The following is a 21,545-nucleotide window of genomic DNA, read 5'->3' as shown; positions in this document are numbered from 1 at the left end:
TTTAGTATATTCTACGGGATTTCGCTATTAAGCATGAACTGACTCAGTATTTATCGCTAAAAAGTTCATAATGATTTGATTGGCGACGTATGGGTCAGTCATGATTGATTCAGGATGAAATTGCACGCCATAAACGGCTCGTTGTTCGTCTGAAATAGCCATAATTTCTTGATCATCTGAGACTGCATCAATGGTTAAATTTGTTGGTAATGGTCCATGAGCGACGGCCAATGAGTGATAACGAGCCGCTGGGAACGTGCTGGGGCAATTAGCGAATAATTTATTATGGCGCAAAAGGGTGACGTTAGACGGCTTACCATGCATTAATTTATTCGCATGAACAACATTAACACCATATGCTTCTGCAATCGCTTGATGTCCCAAACAAACACCCAGAATCGGGGCTTTGCCAATAAAGTGATTAAGAACATCCATTAACTGTCCAGCGTTTTCAGGTCTTCCTGGTCCGGGTGACAGAATGATATGTTCAGGATTTAATTTATTGAGATTATTAATTTTTGGGTCATCATTCTTTAAAACGGTAATATTGCCATTGGTTAGGTTGCCAATTAATTGGCTCAGGTTATATGAAAAACTATCGTAGTTATCAATTAGAAAATTCATGGGCAGTTTTCTCCTTTGAAATTGGATAAAGTGAGTTGACAACGCCACTGGCTTTATTATTAAATTCTTGGTACTCGTATTTTGCGATGCTGTCCGCAACGATGCCAGCTCCTGAATGGATGACTAATTGGTTTCTTTTTCGATAAACTAAGCGAATTCCGATACATAAATCTAAATCACCATCAAATCCTAAATAGCCAATACCACCACCATATATGCCACGCTTATTACCTTCAAGCTGGGCAATTATTTGCATAGCTGAAACTTTCGGTGCACCTGATAAAGTTCCAGCAGGTAGGACTGAGTCAACGATATCCATAGTTGTGGTTTTATCAGTAATCGTACTTTCAATAATTGAGCCTAAGTGCATAACATTGGCAAATTTTAATAATTTTCGAGCGGCTACGACTTTGACTGATCCGAATTTACTAATACGACCAAGATCGTTCCTTCCCAAATCAATTAGCATGTTATGTTCTGATAATTCCTTTTCATTGGTTTGTAATTCGTGAGCAAAAAAATTATCTTCAACGACATTTTTACCACGCTTGCGAGTGCCGGCGAGTGGATATGAAAAAAGACGATTTCCCTTTTTAGTAATTAATGTTTCTGGTGAAGCACCCATCGATTCGAAATCATTATGATGAAAATAAAAATGGTAGGGAGAAGGATTTTGTTTAAAAAAACGATCAGCCATTTCGAGGAGAGAACCATAAATTTGAGCATTTTTGGGGTTAGAAAGAATTAATTGAAAAATATCTCCATCGATAATGTGTTGTTGAGTCTTTAACACTCGTTTCGAGAATTCTGGTAATGAAAATTGATATTGTAGCGGTGTGAGACGTGGTGAATTAATAGGTTTAGAATCATCTAAGCTAATTATTCGTTGTTTTATTTGTGTTAACTCTGTAACTGTTTTATCAAAAAGCTGATCAATCTTTCCCGCATCAACCAGTTTGCTGATAGTTACTTGATTGGTGGCATGATTATAGCCGACTACAGTTTTCACTAACATTAGATCAGCATCGTCTAATTGATTAGGATTATCGACTTGCTCAATGATTGCTGAAGTTGCATACTTCGCATAATCATAACTAAAGTAACCGACTAATCCGCCGACAAATGGTGGTAATTCATCCATCTTGGGAGCTCGATGTTGGTTAATTAATTTGTCGATAAATTGATGCAGATTAACGTTTTTGATTTGTGGTTCATCAACGAAATGATCGACGGTTAATTGCCCATCTTTATAGGTGTAACTGGCTTCTGGATTGAGACAAATAAATGTGTAACCATCCTCACTTTGTTTTGGTTTGCAGGTCATCACAAAAGATGGCTTAGCGCTGTTTTCAAATTCATGCAGGATCGCTAAGGGATCAAATGACGTTGATTTAAAGTTTATCGAGATAGGTAATAGGGCGAAATCATTTTTTAAGGGTAATAATTGTTCAATGTTCATAATTTTTTCCTCCGTTAAATGTGGTTATTCGATAATTTAACGAGGACTGCCATCGTTTGGTCTTCATACAAGTGCCTCCTATCTAAAAAAACCGCCCAACAAAAAATGTTAAGGACGGAGATTCCGCGGTGCCACCTTAATTCAGCGCGATTAACTTCATTATTCAAGTCAAATAACGCTGCCCTTTGTGAGGTACAAACATACCTCTGACAACTGACGTATGTCGTTACGTTTCCTCGTACTTTGTTCAGAGAAACCCTCGGTGGTCCATTTAGCTAGCTGTGTCCGGTTACTTTTCAGCTTCTGTAACTCTCTGTGCGGGCATCCTAACCTTGATCTCCACTTCTACGGTTTAATGGGCGGTAAATTTATATTGAAATCAAGATATGATTATTATGAGAAAATGTCAATGTATAATTAGAAAAAAATACTTTAGTCCTTGACAATCAAAGGTACTAATATTAAACTTCATAACAATTAAATTAAAACTTAAACAGGAGATTCTAATTATGCAAAACAAATCACTAACAATTGCACAAGCCTATTATTTTTGGTCACGCTAGTGTCTACGACGTACAAGTTGCGGACACTGTCTACAACTTGTGCGGCCAAGATTTGTTGAGCATAATTTTTGGTCACACAGTATTTAAAACCACTGTGGGACCTTTTTATTTTCCCAAAATTTCGCCCCGCAGTGGATCTAGATACTGCGGGGTTTTTATTTAACAAAATTTAGAGATGAGGGAGATTACATTATGATTATTATTATGAAACCAGGACAGGAAGCTACTATTCAAGAAATTGAGGATCGCCTTTCAGGTAAAGTATCAGTATTTACTCATGGAAATCGAGTTGCGATTCAAGGAATTGATCGAGATGGATTAAACCAACAGGAATTACAAGCAGCTGAAAGAATTATTGAGAATCACCCAACTGCTGTCCAGGGAAGCCGAGAATTTCATCCAGAAGATACAGTTATTCAAACTGCTCATAGTTTGATTGGAGGAGATAATTTCACCATGATGGCCGGACCTTGTTCCGTTGAGTCGTTAGCTCATGTTAGAAAAATGGCTGCCGTTGCTAAGGCTGGTGGTGCAACGATTCTTAGAGGAGGAGCTTTCAAACCCCGAACATCACCATACTCATTTCAAGGATTAGGCGAGGATGGATTAAAGTTTCTTCGGCAAGCCGCTGATGAATTCGATATGGACGTATTAACCGAAGTGATGGATGAAGATCACGTTGAGATGGTTGGTAAATACACTGACATTTTCCAAATTGGTGCTCGTAACATGCAAAACTTCTCGTTACTTAAGGCTGTTGGTAAAACAAATACTTCGGTTATGTTGAAACGAGGCATGTCTGCCACAATCGATGATATTTTGAACGCCGCAGAATACATTGCTGCCAGTGGCAACACCCAAATAATGATCGCAGAACGGGGCATTAGAACTTTTGATAATAAATACACGAGAAATACTTTAGACGTTGGTTCAGTACCAGTTTTACAAAAATTATCACATTACCCAGTAATCGTTGATCCTAGTCATGCCGCTGGTCATACGGAGTTTGTTACTCGCGAAGCATTGGCAGGAGTAGCCATTGGGGCTAGCGGATTAGTAGTTGAAATTCATGATGATCCGGCTCATGCTTTTTCAGATGGTGCGCAAGCATTGAAACCGGATGAGTACCAAGCAATGGCGGACAAAGCCTTTGCAATTCGTAATCTAATAAATCCAGCAGTGAAAGTGGTGGATGCGTAATGGAAATTTTAGACGTTCATATCACAGATCATCCTTACCAAGTTAAAATTGGCCAGGGCCTATTAAAAAGTACTGGTGAATTAGTTACTTCAGTTTGGTCGACTAGAAAAGTAGCTCTAATCAGTGATGATAATGTTGCGCCATTATATCAACAGCAAGTGGCTGATTCTTTAGGGCAAGCTGGTTTTAAGGTGTTTAGTTACCAATTCGAAGCTGGGGAGGAATCTAAATCACTCGCAGTTTTGGGCAAACTTGCTACTCAGATGACTGTTGATGGATTTAATAGAGATGATGGTGTAATTGCATTAGGTGGCGGTGTTACTGGTGATTTAGCTGGCTTTCTTGCCGCAACTTATATGCGAGGGATAGACCTTATTCAGATACCAACCTCCCTATTGGCTCAAGTAGACAGTTCGGTTGGTGGTAAAACAGCGGTGGATTTAGGGACCACAAAAAATATTTTGGGTTCATTCTTACAACCTGATTTAGTGATTGTCGATCCACAGACATTGCGGACACTTAAGGAGCGAGATTTAGTTGAAGGATATGGTGAGGTGGTTAAAGTTGCCGGATTAACAGATCATAGTTTATGGCAATTAATTAGAACTATTAATTCACCAGCTGATATTTTTGAACATGCCGAGCAAATTAGTGAGTTGGCAATCAAATATAAGGCAGAAGTGGTGGAGGCCGATGAAAAAGAAGGCGGTTTACGTCAGTTACTTAATTTTGGTCACACAATTGGGCATGCCGTTGAGGCACTAAGTGATGGTAACCTGCGTCATGGTGAAGCTGTGGCAATTGGGATGGTAGCAATTAGTCAAGTGTTTACAGATCATGGATTAACCCCGCAAGAAGTTACTGACCAACTGAAGGACCGTTTAGTAGCAGTTGGATTACCTATCGACTTGCCAAAAATAGATACTGAACAGATATTATCGAAAGTTAAGAACGATAAAAAGAGCCATGATGGTCATTTAAACTTGGTTTATCTCAAAGAAGTAGGGAGTCCAGCTATCATGTCAGTTAAAACTAGTGAAGTTGCGGATTTTCTGAACTTGTAGTTTATTTAATTGATTTGACAAATGCGCTGCTTATGCATATTATTTAGAGATATTAAATGATGACTAATGGCTATGAAGAAAAAAGTAGTATTCATGTTTAGAGCAGAGAGACTCATTTTAGGTGAAATTGAGTTACTGAAAGTGAATGACGAAAGTAGTTTCTGAGCTGCAAATGCGAGGGAAATTTAGTGTTTGCTGGGTGCGCCCATTAAAGCGCCAGTGTATCGCGATACGTCGCCGTACATGGAGAGATAATGACTGTGAAGTCGTTATAATTTGGGTGGTACCGCGAATATAGACTAGTTCGCCCCTTGGAATATTAATTCCAAGGGATTTTTTTATGCAAAAAATTGAGAGGGGTATGAAAAATGAAATTTAATTCTGCGGGTGGTCTTAGTCGAGTCAATATTCGCCAATTGGGTGGTAACTGGTGGTTTAAAAAGGAGTGGTTAACATGAATGAGCAAACGAAAAAATTAGGGTTTAAAAATTATATTATTATTGGATCTTTGCTATTTGGGATGTTTTTTGGTGCTGGTAATTTAATCTTTCCAATTCATCTAGGTCAACTCGCTGGGTCGCATTGGTTAGCGGCTGGCATTGGCTTTTTATTGACAGGAACAATCATGCCATTATTAGCGATTATTGCGATCAGTGTGACGCAAAGTTCAGGCATATATGATTTGGCTAAGCCAATCAGTAAACGCTACGCAACCGCGTTTATGTTACTAGTTTGTGCAACGTTAGGGCCTTTGTTTGCCATGCCGAGAACGGCAACTGTACCTTTTCAAATGGGTTTCGCAAGTCACATAAGTGAATCCAACCAACAGCTTTGGTTGCTAGTTTATTCATTGATTTTCTTTGGCATTACGTATTGGGCATCTAGAAAACCCAGTAATATCATGAATACGATTGGCAAGTTTTTGAATCCAATATTTTTAATTTTACTCGCAATTATTTTTGGTTTTGCTTTTTCCAGACCTATTCAAGGGACAAATGTAGTTATTTCTGCTCCAGGTTATACTCATGGATCATTTTTGAATGGCTTCATTCAGGGATATAACACGATGGATTGTATTGCCGGATTACTCTTTGGGATTACAGTAGTCGCGGCTGTTAAAGGATTAGGAATCAATAAACCTAAAGAAGTTTCGCTGGCCACATTGAAATCTGGCGTCATCGGGATTGGTCTTGAAGCAGTTATTTATCTGGGACTAATTTGGTTAGGTTCAACCAGCGTATCGATGTACAAAATAAGTATCGATGGAGGAATCGCATTTAACCAAATAGCTGCTCATTACTTAGGTTTGGCAGGGCAAATTTTGTTGGCAATTATGACCACTCTAACGTGTTTAACGACGGCGGTAGGTTTGGCAGTATCATTTTCCGATGCTTTGCATAAAAAGTTTCCTAAGGTCTCTTATAGGACGTTTAATATGATTGCGATTGGTTTTTCATTTGCGTTCGCAAACGTTGGCTTAGACACCATTATTGCGTGGTCAATGCCAATGTTGATGTTCCTATACCCTTTGGCAATTACTTTGATTATTTTGTCGATAGCGTCTCCATTATTCAAACGAGATAGCCGGGTGTACATTTGGACGACCGTGTTCACGATTATTCCAGCACTTTTAGACGCGATTAAGGCTGCACCAGACATTATCTCAGGTTCCGCTTTTGCCAAGTTTGTTTTGCAGATAGATAATTTCTTACCCGGCTCAAGCGTGGGAATGGGATGGCTTCTGCCTGCGACGATCGGAATAATATTTGGTTTGGTTCATTATGGTGCCAATTCACTCAAGAGCCGTGGCTCAGAATTAATTGTTCCAGAATCTAAAAATGATTAGGGTTGTGGATAACTTGAAATTTGCGATTAGCTAGTGAGTTATCCACATGTTAATTGTTTTTCAGTCTGCCAGTGTTAATTTTAAAGTTAATGAAAACGAGACTATTAGTTTTCATGGAATTATGAAAATGAAAATGTTCGTTTTCAAAAAATAGAACACAAAAAAGCCGAATCCACTTTTAAAAGTGAACTCGGCCTTTTTTATAAGTTATTAGAATACTTCCATGGTAGTGTATCTTTGTTCTAAATCATTGAAGTCATATGATTTTAGGTTTTGGATATCTTCGTGGCCATTAAAGAATGCAGTGTAGCTACGAGACAACATTAAGTTAAGTTTATGAGCTGTTTCAAATTGAACCATAATAACGGGGGTGTTATTTTCAAAGGCTGCTCCAATTTCAAAGATAGTGCCTGAATCTGGTTCTGGGTTACCCTCTTCATTTTGGTAGTCTAAGATTGCCACAACAACATCTGCTTTGTGTACTTGGCGCATATCTGATGCAAATACGGCATCTTGCCACTTAAATGATCCAAAAGGTTCTGCCTCAAATTGATGTTCTTCTGGAATAAAAATACCGTCCGTATCGATTGTTGGATTTTGTTTTAAAAGTTCAACAACTTCATTAATTCGGTTTTTTTGACCTTCTGAAAAGAAAGGTGATGCTAAGTATACTTTATTTTGATATTTTGCCATAGTCGGACTCCCTCGCTTAGTTAATATTCTTTTATTGTAACAACCCTAAACGACTTTCCCAATAGTTTTTTAAAGATTTGTGATAGCAACTTTGCCAATCATACGGTTGGATTCAACTAGACGATGGGCTTCACGCAAGTTCTCGGCATTAATTGGCGACAGTTGTTTTGTGAGTGTGCTTTTTAAAACGCCAGTGTCTAACATTTGGGATACTTTATCTAGAATTTCATGTTGAGTGATCATGTCAGAAGTCTGATACTTTGATTTGGTGTACATCCATTCCCAAGCAAATGTTACTCGTTTTTCCTTTAAAATATTGAGGTCCAAAGGTTCCTTGCTACCAGTTATCGATGCAATTTTGCCATTTGGAGCAATTAATTCTGCGAATTCAGACCAGTGTTGATCAAGTCCTTTTAAATCAAGAATGTAATCTACAAAATCAATCCCTAAATTGTGAACTTCAGTGACAAAATTATTATGGTGATCAACTGTCTTGTCAGCTCCGTGTTGAATTACCCAGTCTTTAGTTTCTGTTCTAGAGGCTGAAGCAATGACAGTTAGTCCAGCTAAGTGAGCAAGTTGAGTCGCAATTGAACCGACGCCACCAGCTCCATTATTGATGAGTAATACTTTACCTTTATTTTTTTCTTGGTGCTCAGAATCGATTCCCAATTGTTCAAACAAAGCTTCCCAAGCTGTTAAAGAAGTTAGAGGCATAGCAGCTGCATGGGCGTCATCTAGCTTTGCTGGAGCCGTGCCAACGATGCGCTCGTCAACTAATTGATATTCACTGTCACTACCAGGACGGATGAATGAGCCAGCGTAAAATACTCGGTCACCCTCGTTGAATAATGTTACTTTGTCGCCAATCGCTGTCACTGTACCGACCGCGTCCCATCCAATAACCTTTGGAGAAGATAACGGCTCATCATTTTTTCTAACTGCGATATCAACTGGATTAACAGAAACCGCGTTAACCTGAATCAATAAATCGTGGCCGCTAGGAGTTGGTGTTGGTAATTCAAAATCAAATAAACTATGTGGATCTTCAATTGGTAAGTGTTGATCATAACCGATTGCTTTCATTAAACTATCCCTCCATTGTTTTTCAAACTCATTGTAACCTAAAATCTGATATGGTAAATATATTGCGGTTTACAAAAAAACGGTAAACAAGTTTTGATGACTTGTTTACCGTTTTTATAAGTAGGGTGGAACTATTCTCTGCCTGAATTAGAATGTCTGATTCCATAAAAGAAGTAAATGATACTTCCAAGTACGAACCAGCCAAAGGCATACGTTTTAGCTTGGATGTCTAATCCCCAAAAGACAGCTAGAGATCCTAAGAAACCTAAGGCAGGAAGTACCGGATAAAGTGGCATTTTAAAACTCGGCATTGGAATATCTTTGCCTTCTCGGGGACGCAAAGCGTATACCCCTAAAGAAACGAACATAAAGGCAATTAGAGTTCCGGCTGAAATCAATTGAGCTAGGAATGCGAATGGAAAAACTGATCCGAGTAGAACACCAATAATCGTTAGAACGATTAAAGCACGATTAGGTAAGTTTTTATGTAATTTACCTAACCATTTTGGAAGTAATCCGTCTCGTCCAAATGAATAAATCAATCGTGATCCGGCAAGCATCATACCAATCAATGCGGTAAACATACCAATAACCGCGATTGCTTGAACGATAGCAGCCACAGTACCATGACCACTTTCACGAAGTGCCCAACCAACAGGTTCTGCATTGTTAGCATATTTTGTGTAGCTAAACATACCAACTAGTACTAAAGAAACTGTAACGAATAGGACAACTGCAATTAATAACGAACCTAAAATTCCGCGAGGCATAGTTTTTTGAGGATCTTTTGCCTCCGCAGAGTTTGCAGCAATAGAATCAAAACCAATATAGGCTAGGAAAATTTCGGAGACCCCAGCGTAGATTCCTTGCCAACCACCGAAGGCAGATCCATCAGGGTTCACACGGTAGTGAGGAATAAATGGGACATAGTTCTGAACATGGATTGCGGTTAAACCAACAATAATGAATACAATAATTGCTAAGACTTTTAATACTACCAAAGTGTTTTCAACTCGGGCAGTTGATGATGCCCCACGAGACAATAGGACTGCAATGATTAAGATTGCAATTACCGCAGTAATATCAATTAGGCCACCATTGGAACCAGTTGAAGCGGCTGATAATGAAGCAGGAAACTTTATTCCGACCGTTCCAATTAAGCCTTGAAAGTTTGCGGACAATCCGGATGCCACAAAGGCAACGGCTATAAAGTACTCGGCAAGCAACGCCCATCCAGCAATCCAACCCCAGAACTCACCGAAAACCACGTGAATCCAAGAATAAGCAGAACCAGCAAAAGGCATAGCGGCTGACATTTCGGCATATGCGAATGCAACCAGGGCGGCAACGATACCAGCAGCAATAAAGGAAAGAGCAACAGCTGGACCAGAATGTTCAGCTGCAACCACTCCAGGTAATGTGAAAATAGAAGTGGAAACGATGGTTCCTACTCCAAGTGCTAAGAAATCCTTGGTTGTCAGACTTCGAATTAGATGAGAGTCTTTATCTTGATAGACGTTAGGGTCTTCCTTACGAAACATTCGTTCAGTAATTTTGCTCATATAAACACTCCATTTCAAAATAATTAGAAATTTGTGGTAATTAAAATATTTCCAAGTAGTTAGTAGAAAAATCCAGTTACTATTAATGATTGGAATAATTATAAGAATCAACACATAAATATTATCGCACTATTTTAACGTAATTCGAATTCGACTGTCAATGATTTTCTAATCGTTTTCTAATCAAATTCATTTGCTCAATCATGTTGAAACCAATATAATGAAAACTGCAAACTTAAAAAGAAGTTGTGAGGCGAAGATAATGAGTTTAACCATAAAGGAAATTGCGGATCAATTGAATGTTTCCAAAACAGCGATTCGCAAGCATATGGACGATAGTTTCAGAGATACATATACAGAAAAAGACGGTAACAAGATTCTTATCACTGATGAAGGGGTAGACGAATTAAAACAACAATTCGCTAACTCAAAAGCAGTTGATAACGATTCAAAAAGTGATACTGACGATAATAATAAAAAAACTACGGATGAGTCTTCTACACAAGGAGATACAGGTAGTAACGTACCTGCTGCCAATCCCGAAGAATTCCAATTATTATCTGAACAACTTGATGAACAGGTTAAGCAGTTAAAAGCTAAAGATAAACAAATTGCAGAGCTTCATCAATTATTGGATCAATCCCAACGTCTTCAATTGGATGTTCAAAAGAAGTTAAAGCAGTTAGAAACTAGAACAGCAGAACAAACTAAGGCCATAGAAACAAGTGCTACTGATGATTCATCGGATCAGGAATCTGCCAATGCTAATGAAAATAATTCAAACATGACTGATGATGATAAGCGTCACTGGTGGCAAGTCTGGAAGAAAGATTAATTTTTAAAATTTTAGTTTATAAAACGTCCTAAGGATAATTATCCTTAGGATGTTTTTGTGCTTCAAAGACTAATTAAAGTAGCGGTAACGGATGACTTAAAAGCACCTTGTGTTGTTGTATGGTAACTGTTCGATAACCGGAAACTGGTAACCGATTCGGAAACGTTATGGTTTTTATGGATTCAAAATTAGAAAAACGATTATGCGCTTAATCAACAAGCAAAAGGAAATTACATAGTTTTTATAATTAAATTCTAACTTATTTTTAAATTAGTGTTGACATTACTCATTATCGCGATTTATACTTCTTGCAACAATTTAATTCGAAAAGTTATTTGTGAGATGGATTAATTAATCAGCTTTACTAAGAGAGTGTCTGTTTGGTGAAAGGGCATTAAGACTGATTAAGGAAAGATCGAGCAAAAGATAGTTCACTTTACGAGGTGAAACTGGTTGCACCCAATATCGTGCAGCGTATTGCAAACTCGAGTGCAATACGTAATGAGTAGCTGCTAGTGATAGTAGTTAAAAATTGGGTGGTATCACGTTCAAGCGTCCCTTGGTGTAAAAGCCAAGGGGCGCTTTTTTGAATTAAATTTAAATAATTAGGGAGTGAATTGATTATGAAATATGGAATTATTGGTGCAGGAGCAATGGGTTATCGATACGGAGTTATGTTGCAGGAGAATGCTGGAGTTGAAGTGGATTTTATTGACACCTGGGAACCTAACGTGGAGAAAGTTCGTGAACAAGGTGGCGTCTCAGTTGCTAGAGATCATGAAAATCGACAAATTATTCCCATTAATATTTATTATCCTGAAGAGTACGCGGGTCATCCAGATATATGGATCGTTTTTAAGAAGCAAATGCAATTAGGTGAAGAGCTTAATCGTGATAATCAAGCAGGTATTTTTCATCAAGACCAGTACGTTTTTTCAGCGATGAACGGAATGGGGCATTTTGAAAAAATAGCTGAGTATTTTCCAGCTGGTCATATCATTTGCGGCACGGCCATGATTGCTACTAGATTAGATGGACCAGCAAATGTAGACTTTATGGGAGAAGAGGGCACAGAGGAGATGCATGTTGCTCGTTACACCAATGAAGATCCAGATGAAATCACACAAGCAATGATGGACGATTTTACGCAAGCTAAGTTGAATCCTATCTTCGTTGAAGATTACATGGGTATGTGTATGTCAAAGGTGGTCTTTAATGCTGTCACAAATACCCTATGTACCATGTTTGAAATGCAAATGGGTCAATTCATTGAATATGATGGGGTTAGGGAAATGGCTACTCAGCTATTCAATGAGGCATATGACGCTTGCGAAAGAGCAGGTATTTACCTGATTGCAACGCGTCAAGAACAGGTTGACTCTGTGATAACTGTAAGTAAGGAATACAAGTATCATTATCCATCAATGTATCAAGATTTCTCTAAAGGACGACCAACAGAAGTCGATTACATTAATGGTTATATTGCAAAAATTGGTCGTGATTACGACTATGTTTGTCGAACCCATGAGTTTGTTGTTCATGAAGTTCACATGGCAGAAATGATGCGGAAGTATCATCATCACATGGATGATGCCGCTGATAATTCGGTAGCATCTGGAGCTGTGATTTAAATTTATATATAATAGGTATAAATCATAAAAAAGTCCGTTAATATTTATCATAACCAGTTCATACTAATTAGATTGTGTACAGTTGACACTTTTCTGCATATGTTGTACGCTTTTGACATTAACTTGGCGACTCAAAACGTTGTGTCAGCTTCGATTGTTCAAGGGTTTGACAATTGATATTTAAGATCTAATCTTGCTGGTAAGACGGGTTAGTCCGTTCCAGCGCACAGAATGCGCGGGGGCGGACTTTTTGGTTTGTAAATGATGGGAGCGAAAAAAATGTGGCAAATAATCGTTAATTCAACACCGCAATTATTAAGTGCGGGTTTTAAGTACACTATTCCAATTGCAATTATTTCTTTTATCATTGGGTTAGCATTGGCCCTGTTGACGGCTTTAGTTCGTTTATCAACTAGTAAAGGACTATTTCTTATCGTCAAGGCAATCTTTAGATTTTATGTATGGTTATTTCGAAGTACACCGCTACTGGTACAGTTGTTTATCGTTTACTTTGGTCTTCCTTATTTAAGGATCAAGGGAATTTTACCTGAAGGAATCAAACTGAGTCCATGGACAGCCGGAATTATTACATTCTCTTTGAATACGGGAGCATATTGCTCCGAAACTATTCGAGCAGCTATTTTATCAATTCCAACTGGACAGTGGGAAGCAGCTTACTCAATCGGAATGACAAGAACACAAATTCTCAGACGGATAATTTTGCCCCAAGCATTAAGAGTTTCATTGCCACCGTTGGCAAACAGCTTTATTGGCTTAGTTAAAGACACGTCATTGGCTGCTTCAATCACAATCGTGGAAATGTTTGAAGTTAGTCAACAAATTACCGCAGAAAATTACCAACCATTACTAATGTATAGTTTGGTAGCGTTGTTCTATGCCATATTTTGTACTGTCCTTACCACCATCCAAGGATACTTGGAAAAATCAACATCAAAATATATCACACCTGCAAGATAGGAGGGTATTATGCTAAAAATCACTAATTTAAACAAGACGTTTGATGGTACCCATGTATTAAAAGATATCAGTACGGAGTTTCCAGAGAACAAAACTACTGTCATCGTTGGGCCTTCTGGTTCAGGTAAGTCAACGCTATTACGATCCTTAAATTTTTTGGAACGTCCCGAATCAGGGTTGTATGACTTTGAGGGTGAACTGATTGATTTTAGTAAGCCATTAACTAATAAAACGATTTTAGATATCAGAAAACGAACTGAAATGGTGTTCCAGGGATATAATCTTTTCCCTCATTTAACAGTTGTGAAGAACATCATGGAAGGACCTACTCAGGTGCTTAAAGTTTCTAAGAGTGATGCCAAAACAGAAGCCTTGGATCTTTTAGATAAAGTTGGATTAAAAGACAAGGCTGAAGCTTACCCAGCACAACTATCAGGTGGTCAAGCGCAGCGAGTGGCTATTGTTAGGTCAATGGCAATGCACCCTGAGTATATATTCTTAGATGAGCCAACGAGTGCTTTGGATCCAGAATTAGAACTTGAAGTTTTAAAAGCCTTGATGCAAATTGCTGCCATGAATCAGTCAATGATCATTGTGACACATAACTTGGCCTTCGCAAGAAAGGTCGCAGATAAGATTATCTTCGTTGAAAATGGTACAATTTTGTATGACGGAAATGTTGAAGGGTTCTTTGATTCTGACAGTGACCGAATTAAGAATTTTGTGAACGCTATGACATTTACTAATATCTAATATTTTTGGAGGAAAGATTAATGAAGCAAAAGGGAATTATTACTAAATTACTATTAGTTGTTGCCACCCTAATCGTAGCAGGAACGTTAACCGCTTGCGGATCTAACAAAAGCAGTAATAGCGGTTCTTCTTACAAATCTGAATTAACTCAAAGCGGTAAGTTAACCATTGGTTTGGAAGGAACTTATGCTCCATATTCATATAGAAAAGATGGTAAGTTGACTGGATTCGAAGTTGATCTAGGAAAGGCCATCGCCAAGAAGTTAGATGTAAAAGCTAACTTTGTCCCTACTAAGTGGGATAGCTTGATTGCTGGTCTTGGTAGTCAAAAATTCGATGTTGTGTTGAATAATGTCACTGTTACTAACGAACGTAAGAAGAGTTATGCATTTGCTAGCCCATATATCTTCACTCAATATGTTTTAGTTACTAAGTCAGGCAATAACAATATCAAGACCCTTAAAGATATCAAGGGTAAGAAGTTTGCTGAAGGAACGGGAACCAACAACGAAGACGTTGCCAAAAAGTATGGGGCAGTTGCTGTGCCATCAGATCAGTTTGTTAACAGTCTCTCAATGATTCGTCAAGGACGGGTTCAAGGTACTGTTAATGCGTTGGATGCATGGAATTCATATGCTAAAGAACAATCCACTAAGGGATTGAAAGCTAGAGCAATTCCAGCTTCTGAAGAACCATTCGCTGAGGTTTCACCAATGTTAAACAAGGATGATACCAAGTTAAAGACTAAGATCAGTAACGCTATTAAAGAGTTACGAAAAGATGGTCAACTAGCCAAAATTTCTAAGAAATACTTTGGTAAAGATGTTACCACTCAAAATAATTAATAAAAAAACGCAAACCACATCATAGTGGTTTGCGTTTTTTTATTTGTATTCTTCTACAGATAATTTGACATCTTTATTCGAGACTTTGGCAAGTATTTTACTATTAGGCATATTATCGATTGGTCCAAAATCGAAAACTGCTGTCTCACCTTCGGCAGTGATCGTCTCTAGTCGTGAGCTAAGGAGTAATTCAAGAGCATCTGAATTTTTTAAATACTGTTTAACTTCATCAGCAGCTTTGGCTAACGTGTATCCCTCATCCAGCTGTGTTTTGATGAAGACAATTGAAACGATACTCTTTAGTGTATATCTTTTGTTGGTGCCGTCAGCGCGACGGACTGAGCTAATAAGGCCCTTCTTTTCCCAATAACGAATTTGAGTGGTTGTGGCTCCAGTAATTCTACTGGTTTCGCCAATACCAATTGAAATGTGTAAACTTTTAAGTCTTTCAACGAAATTATTCATGTTAGCCTCCCAAAGTACTACGAAAGACATTATAACTAAATATTCCAAGGAGTACAAAGCCAATGTCAAATGTACCTTTGTATTAATCGTTTTCTGTCTGGAGTAAACCGTCTGGATATTTAGTATTTATGAAATCATTTATGATCTTTAGCATCCGTTGAGTTGAAGGTGTCTTGGCCTGAGTTTGTGTTGTTACCATTCCTATTGAACGGTAGAAGTGTTTATCAAACGGATAGACTGCAACATTACCACTAATCTTTTCGAGCGCTAATTCAGGAAGAATTCCCCAACCAAGTCCTGCCTCTACCATTGCAATTATTGACTGATCGTCAATTGAAAACTGAATCGAATTAGGTTGAATATCATAATGGTCAAGAGTGGCTTTCGTATCCAAATCATAATCACCTGGTTGTAAAATAAATGTGCGATCTTGCATATCGGTTTTCGTCACGGTGTGATGATTACTGGGTACAAATCCCTCAGGAGCGATACAATATATCTCGTCTTTGATTAGGTTATCGACAATTAAATTTTCTGAAATTGGTAAGGCTGTGAAACCAATGTCTAGAGTACCGTTTTTAACTTCTTGAACAATTTGATCAAAACCGCTTTGGTAAACGGAAATATCGATTTTAGGATAATTTCGCTTAAATTCTTGAATAATAGGTGGTAACCAATTAATGCAGACTGATGAAAAGGCGCCGATGCGGATGGAACCAGAATTTAATCCATTAATATTGTCTGCTTCTTGTTCAAGCCGTTTTTGACTATTTAGAATGTCTTGAATAATCGGTAGGATCGTTTTGCCATTCTCGGTCAATTCAACTCCAGTTCGCGAACGATTAAATACGGGAAAGCCCAGTTCGGTTTCCAACTGATTAATTGAATGACTGACTGCGGATGGCGTGACGTTTAATTTTAAGGAAGCTTTGTAAAAAGTTCCTTCAGTAATTACAGTGCTAAATACTATGTAGGCAAATGGTAACATATCGATCCCTCTTACGTGAATTGTTTTCAACTAAAAATGAATATTTTGAATTTTACTAATCTTTGCGTTAAGTATAACATAGTTTAAAACATCACAAACGGGGTGGAAGTTATGTTAAAAGAGTTGTTTGCCAATCGAGTTCAACCTGATAATCCGTCTAGATTAGAAGGACTGTTTCCTCAGATGAATTTTGATGATGCTATCTTGTTCACTGCTGGATCACCTGCTGAAGAGTTATTTCCTAAAGAAGCGATACGTCAGGCATATTTGGATGCAATGGACTTAGAAGGTGCTCATACATTCCAATATCATACTGTGTCTGGTCCGATTGAATTAAGGGAAAAATTAGCCGTTCGTGCTCAACAAAAAATGCAAATCGAGAATGCTAAGCCGGAAAACATCATGTTAACAGCTGGTGGTCAGCAAGGAATTGATCTAATTGCAAAATTGTTGTTGAACAAGGGTGATGGTTTGGTGGTAGAAGCACCAACTTACGTAGGCGCATTATCGTCTTTTGACATGTATGAACCGTCATACCACGAAGTTGACCTTGAACCAGATGGTATGAATCTTGATCAGCTAGAAGAAATTCTAAAAACTAATAATATCAAAATGTTATATACAGTGGCTGACTTCCACAATCCTGGTGGTGTGACAATGTCGATTGCCAAACGGAAGCGCTTAGTAGAATTGGCTAATCAGTACAATTTTATTATTTTAGAAGATACGCCATATCGAGATCTGCGTTATGTTGGCGAGGCACTCCCAGCAATCAAGCACTTTGATACAGAAGATCGGGTAGTATTCTTATCCAGTTTTTCGAAAGTTTTAATGCCAACTTTGAGATTAGGATGGATGGTTGCTTCCAAACAAATTATTCAACGTTTATACAAATTAAAGGAAGCTGCAGATTTAGAGGTTCCTAATATTACGGCCTCAGCAGTTAATCAATATCTTGAAAAAAATGACTTAGATGAACATATTAAACAACTAATTCAGGTATATTCACTGAAGCGTCAAGTAATGTTTGACGCATTACAAAGAGAAATGCCTGAGGGTGTTAAAGCAACTTGTCCTGATGGTGGATTCTTTACTTGGCTGACAGTTCCGGATGAAATTAACACAACTGATTTGCTTTATCAGTCAGCAACACCAGATGCGCATATTGCATATGTACCATCCAAGAACTTTTATGCCTTTAAAGACCATACAAATGGGATGCGCCTAAACTTTACAGGGTTAACGCCTGATGAAATCAATGACGGTATGCATCGCCTGGGTGAAGTCTTAGATAAGGCAATGAATAATGTAGCAGTTAAATAAAAATTAGCAATCAAAAAAGCAAGCTGTGCATATAAATGCTCCAGCTTGCTTTTGATTTAAAGATAATTATTTTCCCCAAACTTCTTCTGCGATGTCTTTAACTAATTGTAATTTGGCCCATTGTTGAGCTTCAGTAAGTTTATTACCTTCTTCAGTTGAGGCAAATCCACATTGAGTGGATAAAGCTAGGTTTTGTAATGGGACGTAATTTGTGGCTTCTTTAATTCGATTTATGATTGCTGAACGATCTTCTAATTCTGGATATTTTGAAGTAATTAATCCTAAGACGATTCGTTTGTGTTGATCACTATTCCAGATAGTCTTTAGAGGTGAGAAATCACCATCGCGGTCGCTATCATATTCTAGAAATAGTCCGTCATAATTTAGTTGTCCCAGATAGTTTGCCACGTCATCGTATCCACCTGAGAAGAGATAAGTTGATTTGAAGTTTCCTCGGCAGATGTGAGTGGTGACTGTTAAATCGTCTGGTAGTCCTGCTAATAACTGGTTGATGACTTTTACTGAGTCTTCAGCTAATTTGATGTATTTGGCATGCTCATCTGAATCATCTTTGGTTTCATTGAGTTTACTGATCAGAAATGCCCAAGTGGTGTCATCTAATTGAATATAACGACAACCAAGGTCATAAAAATGTTGAATAGTTTTATGATAAGCTGATGCTAAATCGTCTAGATAATCGTCCCAAGTTTCATAGAATTGGTTCCAATTATCGCTGCGATTGTCTCGGAAAATCATTGTTGGTGATGGGATGGTTTGTTTTGGAGTAACGGCGTGATCCACATCTTGGAACTGAGAATCGGTGTTGTTGTCAGCAGTTTCCTCAGCCACGACTTCTTGGATGAATTGGAAGTCGTCGAAGAAGGGGTGCTCTGGGTTGAAGCCAATTTTGCCGACGAGTTCTGCGTTGTCGGTTCTAGTTTTTGATCCGTGGAATTTGTAGCTTTTGTGATAATCATAATGACCAACCCCCTGTAATCCCCATAAAAAATCTAAATGCCACCAACTGCGATTGTATTCGCCATCTGTTACGTCTTTAAATCCTAATTCGATTTGTTTTTTTACAATTCGGCGAATCTCTTCGTGTTTAATATCTGTGAATTCACTTTTGGAAATTTCCTGATTCCTAAATTGTTCAGTCGCTTGTTTTAAAGTATCTGATCTAAGTAGACTGCCAACTAAATCGTAGCGATTTGGAAACTTAACTTGAGTACTGATTTCTGTCATATGAGATTCCTCCATTATTTAATAATTTACTAACAAAAAAGCACTCGCTCCTTAAACGTACTTTGACGTTTAAGGGACGAATGCTTCGTGTTACCACCCTAATTCACAGAGTTCTCACAAGCTCTGCCTCATCGGTACCAATTGATACCCGGGAAAGTAACGGTTCCTACCGATTAATCTGCGTTAACAAATTAATTACTTTCAGAGTTCATGTTCACCGAGGTCACAATGTCCGTTCTCAACAGTGGGGACTTTCTGTAAATGTTCGTGACGGCTACTCTTCTCTTTAGTCGTTAGTAAATTAAATTTTAATTAAAGATAATCTCATTTAAAGGAAATGTCAACTATTTTAAAAAAATAATTTTGAATTCGTTAACTATTACACTTCTCGTCCACCAATAATGAATTTAGCAAACATGGCCAAGACGTTGATAATAGTGAAAGTAGTTACCCAGACAGCCAGATCAGTTCTCATCGTGTAGTTGTAAGTTATTAGATTCAGGACTGCAATTAGTCCCAGAGTGAATGTACTCCATCTTGTTCCTTTGAATAGCAGAGTAATTCCCATTAGAATTTCCGCAATTCCAGAGACAAGCCATGAATATAATGGATAACCACCAGTAGCAATTTCTTGAGAACTATTAAGATTTATGAATCCAATGATTATTACAACAATCCCCAAAATGAGTTGGGTAGTGAAGGCACAATATTTGATAAATAATTTCGTTTTATTGATAGGCCTCACTCCATTTCAAGCAATCTAACTTCTAACTAATATTTTCCCATGAATGGAAAATAAATCAATGGAAAAGCTATCAAAATTGATATTGTAGCTATTGATTCATGTTATTAATTAGATGATAAGGCTTGCTTGAATTCTGAATGGACCGTTGCCTTATCCATGATAGCTGTTATAATTTTCTCAAGAACATTAAAAAACGATGTGAAAATCAATACTTGAGGTTATTTAATTGAAAAAGCACGAACCAATTTTTATTTCTGAAGACTACTCAGCTGTTGGCAGAATCTCATTACCAATAGTTCAAGCAATAATGGCTGCGTTTGATTTACCTATCGCTGCATTGCCATCACAATTGTTATCAACGCAAACAGAAGGATTTGGTAAGCCAACAGTATTGGGCATTGATTCCTGGCAACAAGGTGCAATCAGGCATTGGGAATCTGCTGGCTTAACTAATTTTTCAGCGGGATTAATTGGATACATTGGTGATATGCAGACAATTAAAACAATCAATAAATTCGTGATAGGTCATAAAATCAATCAGTTAATCGTTGATCCTGTGATGGGTGATCAGGGGGATTTTTATCCAGAAATTTCTCAAGAATATGTGATGACAATCGCGCAGTTAGTTAAAAGAGCTGATATTATTACGCCTAATCTATTTGAACTTTCCATGCTATTAGGAGAGTCAGTTGACGATACTCAAGTAGCGATTCAAAAAGTGAGTCGCGTACTGAATCCCCAAACGCGAGTGCTCGTTACAGGAGTAATCAAAAATAAAAAAATTGGTGTGGCTTATTTAGATGATGGTCAATTGCAGTGGGTCGGTGACAATCAAATCAATGGTCATTTTTATGGCACTGGTGATTTGTTTGCGGCGTTAATGACTGGATACCTGCAGGTAGGAGCAACATTTAAAGAAGCGGTAAGACTCAGCCAACATGGTACATATCAAGCAGTTCAGGAAACATCTAAGCAACCGTTAGAACTACGTAAATTTGGTATGAGTTTATCGACCGTGATGCAATCAATTATCGAATATAGAAAACAGAAGGGTGAGTTGTAGCATGAATCTTGAAACCATCGAAAATGATTTAAATGCAGTGCTCTCAGAGTATTTTGTAGAAGTTACTTATCCTAAAAATAGTTTGTTTGTTGTTGGATGCAGCACCAGCGAAATCAGAGGGGTGTGGAAGGGGACTGGCTCAAGTCTAGAAGTTGGCCAAACCGTTTATGAAACGGTGATGAAATTTTTACAACCGAGAGGAATTGCTGTCGCCATTCAAGGATGTGAGCACATTAATCGTTCAATGTTAATGGAAAGGTCCATTGCAGAGCATTTTGGCTATGAAGAAGTGGCCGTTGTTCCTGCAATGCACGCAGGTGGTGGCACCCAAGTGGCGGCTTACCAGGCAATGAGTGATCCAGTTGAGGTAGAGCATATTCAAGCTTTTGGAGGAATTGATATTGGTGGCACTGAAATCGGAATGCACGTCAAATTTGTTCAGATTCCTGTGCGAACTAATCAACGTCAAGTGGGGGATGCCATTATTACTTGTCTTAAATCGCGACCAAAATTGGTTGGTGGATCTCGGTCGCAGTATGAATTCACAAAGAATAATTTATTGGAGTAGGGCTAATTA

20 protein-coding genes and 1 other annotated feature are annotated in these 21,545 nt (G+C 38.1%); of the genes, 11 read left to right on the top strand and 9 right to left on the bottom strand.

What is annotated here, in order from left to right; genetic code table 11:
- Positions 1-27 precede the first annotated feature (27 nt).
- Both O0236_RS00275 and O0236_RS00270 read right to left on the bottom strand, forming a co-directional pair.
- Positions 28-624 (bottom strand): anthranilate synthase component II, encoded by a 597-nt coding sequence (locus O0236_RS00275; RefSeq protein WP_268912184.1) that lies wholly within the window; start codon positions 622-624, stop codon positions 28-30.
- Positions 608-2,083: an anthranilate synthase component I family protein gene (locus O0236_RS00270; protein ID WP_268912183.1), complete on the bottom strand. Its 1,476-nt coding sequence runs from the start codon at positions 2,081-2,083 to the stop codon at positions 608-610. The genes O0236_RS00275 and O0236_RS00270 overlap by 17 nt, the downstream gene beginning before the upstream one ends.
- Before the next feature lie 755 nt (positions 2,084-2,838).
- On the opposite strand from O0236_RS00270, the gene aroF reads away from it, so the two are divergent.
- The 3 genes from aroF to brnQ all read left to right on the top strand — a co-directional run bounded on the left by aroF (position 2,839) and on the right by brnQ (position 6,756).
- The gene (gene aroF, locus O0236_RS00265) at positions 2,839-3,846 is read left to right on the top strand and encodes a 3-deoxy-7-phosphoheptulonate synthase (protein ID WP_268912182.1); all 1,008 of its coding nucleotides are present in this window, start codon (positions 2,839-2,841) and stop codon (positions 3,844-3,846) included.
- Positions 3,846-4,910, top strand: a complete 1,065-nt coding sequence (gene aroB, locus O0236_RS00260) for a 3-dehydroquinate synthase (protein WP_268912181.1) — start codon at positions 3,846-3,848, stop codon at positions 4,908-4,910. The genes aroF and aroB overlap by 1 nt, the downstream gene beginning before the upstream one ends.
- A 63-nt stretch (positions 4,911-4,973) precedes the next feature.
- Positions 4,974-5,225: a binding site (T-box leader), on the top strand.
- A gap of 139 nt (positions 5,226-5,364) precedes the next feature.
- Positions 5,365-6,756, top strand: coding sequence for a branched-chain amino acid transport system II carrier protein (brnQ, locus tag O0236_RS00255; protein ID WP_268912180.1), 1,392 nt, complete (start codon positions 5,365-5,367; stop codon positions 6,754-6,756).
- A gap of 210 nt (positions 6,757-6,966) precedes the next feature.
- On the opposite strand, the gene O0236_RS00250 is transcribed toward brnQ, so the two are convergent.
- From O0236_RS00250 to O0236_RS00240, 3 genes are all read right to left on the bottom strand, one after another.
- Positions 6,967-7,449, bottom strand: coding sequence for a nucleoside 2-deoxyribosyltransferase (locus O0236_RS00250; protein ID WP_268912179.1), 483 nt, complete (start codon positions 7,447-7,449; stop codon positions 6,967-6,969).
- A 69-nt stretch (positions 7,450-7,518) separates the two neighbouring features.
- The gene (locus O0236_RS00245; RefSeq protein WP_268912178.1) at positions 7,519-8,535 is read right to left on the bottom strand and encodes a zinc-binding alcohol dehydrogenase family protein; all 1,017 of its coding nucleotides are present in this window, start codon (positions 8,533-8,535) and stop codon (positions 7,519-7,521) included.
- A 131-nt stretch (positions 8,536-8,666) separates the two neighbouring features.
- Entirely contained in the window at positions 8,667-10,097 is a 1,431-nt protein-coding gene (locus O0236_RS00240; RefSeq protein ID WP_268912177.1) for an APC family permease, read from the bottom strand.
- A 262-nt stretch (positions 10,098-10,359) separates the two neighbouring features.
- Here O0236_RS00240 and O0236_RS00235 point away from each other — a divergent pair, with 262 nt between their 5' ends.
- The 5 genes from O0236_RS00235 (at position 10,360) to O0236_RS00215 (ending at position 15,139) form a co-directional block, all read left to right on the top strand.
- Positions 10,360-10,932, top strand: a complete 573-nt coding sequence (locus tag O0236_RS00235; protein WP_268912176.1) for an HTH domain-containing protein — start codon at positions 10,360-10,362, stop codon at positions 10,930-10,932.
- A 623-nt stretch (positions 10,933-11,555) separates the two neighbouring features.
- On the top strand, positions 11,556-12,563 hold the full coding sequence (locus tag O0236_RS00230; RefSeq protein WP_268912175.1) for a ketopantoate reductase family protein: 1,008 nt from the start codon (positions 11,556-11,558) through the stop codon (positions 12,561-12,563).
- Between the two features lie 279 nt (positions 12,564-12,842).
- The gene (locus O0236_RS00225) at positions 12,843-13,541 is read left to right on the top strand and encodes an amino acid ABC transporter permease (RefSeq protein ID WP_268912174.1); all 699 of its coding nucleotides are present in this window, start codon (positions 12,843-12,845) and stop codon (positions 13,539-13,541) included.
- A gap of 9 nt (positions 13,542-13,550) precedes the next feature.
- Positions 13,551-14,294: an amino acid ABC transporter ATP-binding protein gene (locus O0236_RS00220; protein WP_268912173.1), complete on the top strand. Its 744-nt coding sequence runs from the start codon at positions 13,551-13,553 to the stop codon at positions 14,292-14,294.
- Between the two features lie 20 nt (positions 14,295-14,314).
- The gene (locus O0236_RS00215) at positions 14,315-15,139 is read left to right on the top strand and encodes a transporter substrate-binding domain-containing protein (RefSeq protein ID WP_268912172.1); all 825 of its coding nucleotides are present in this window, start codon (positions 14,315-14,317) and stop codon (positions 15,137-15,139) included.
- A 39-nt stretch (positions 15,140-15,178) separates the two neighbouring features.
- On the opposite strand, the gene O0236_RS00210 is transcribed toward O0236_RS00215, so the two are convergent.
- Together O0236_RS00210 and O0236_RS00205 are read right to left on the bottom strand one after the other, a co-directional pair.
- On the bottom strand, positions 15,179-15,604 hold the full coding sequence (locus tag O0236_RS00210; protein WP_268912171.1) for a MerR family transcriptional regulator: 426 nt from the start codon (positions 15,602-15,604) through the stop codon (positions 15,179-15,181).
- A gap of 82 nt (positions 15,605-15,686) precedes the next feature.
- Positions 15,687-16,592, bottom strand: a complete 906-nt coding sequence (locus O0236_RS00205) for a LysR family transcriptional regulator (protein ID WP_268912170.1) — start codon at positions 16,590-16,592, stop codon at positions 15,687-15,689.
- A 111-nt stretch (positions 16,593-16,703) separates the two neighbouring features.
- On the opposite strand from O0236_RS00205, the gene O0236_RS00200 reads away from it, so the two are divergent.
- Positions 16,704-17,915: a PLP-dependent aminotransferase family protein gene (locus O0236_RS00200; RefSeq protein WP_268912169.1), complete on the top strand. Its 1,212-nt coding sequence runs from the start codon at positions 16,704-16,706 to the stop codon at positions 17,913-17,915.
- A gap of 66 nt (positions 17,916-17,981) precedes the next feature.
- On the opposite strand, the gene O0236_RS00195 is transcribed toward O0236_RS00200, so the two are convergent.
- Both O0236_RS00195 and O0236_RS00190 read right to left on the bottom strand, forming a co-directional pair.
- Positions 17,982-19,160 (bottom strand): vitamin B12 independent methionine synthase, encoded by a 1,179-nt coding sequence (locus O0236_RS00195; RefSeq protein WP_268912168.1) that lies wholly within the window; start codon positions 19,158-19,160, stop codon positions 17,982-17,984.
- 379 nt (positions 19,161-19,539) lie between these two features.
- A complete protein-coding gene (locus O0236_RS00190) occupies positions 19,540-19,842 on the bottom strand; it encodes a hypothetical protein (RefSeq protein ID WP_268912167.1) in 303 nt (100 codons plus the stop codon).
- Positions 19,843-20,131: 289 nt separating this feature from the next.
- Here O0236_RS00190 and O0236_RS00185 point away from each other — a divergent pair, with 289 nt between their 5' ends.
- Positions 20,132-20,968, top strand: coding sequence for a PfkB family carbohydrate kinase (locus O0236_RS00185; protein ID WP_268912166.1), 837 nt, complete (start codon positions 20,132-20,134; stop codon positions 20,966-20,968).
- Between the two features lies 1 nt (position 20,969).
- Complete coding sequence (locus tag O0236_RS00180) at positions 20,970-21,536, top strand: TIGR01440 family protein (protein WP_268912165.1); 567 nt, start codon at positions 20,970-20,972, stop codon at positions 21,534-21,536.
- Positions 21,537-21,545 lie beyond the last annotated feature (9 nt).

It is taken from the genome of Lentilactobacillus sp. SPB1-3 (assembly GCF_026913205.2).
Lineage (GTDB): Bacteria > Bacillota > Bacilli > Lactobacillales > Lactobacillaceae > Lentilactobacillus > Lentilactobacillus terminaliae.
This window is presented reverse-complemented; position numbering and strand designations above follow the sequence as displayed.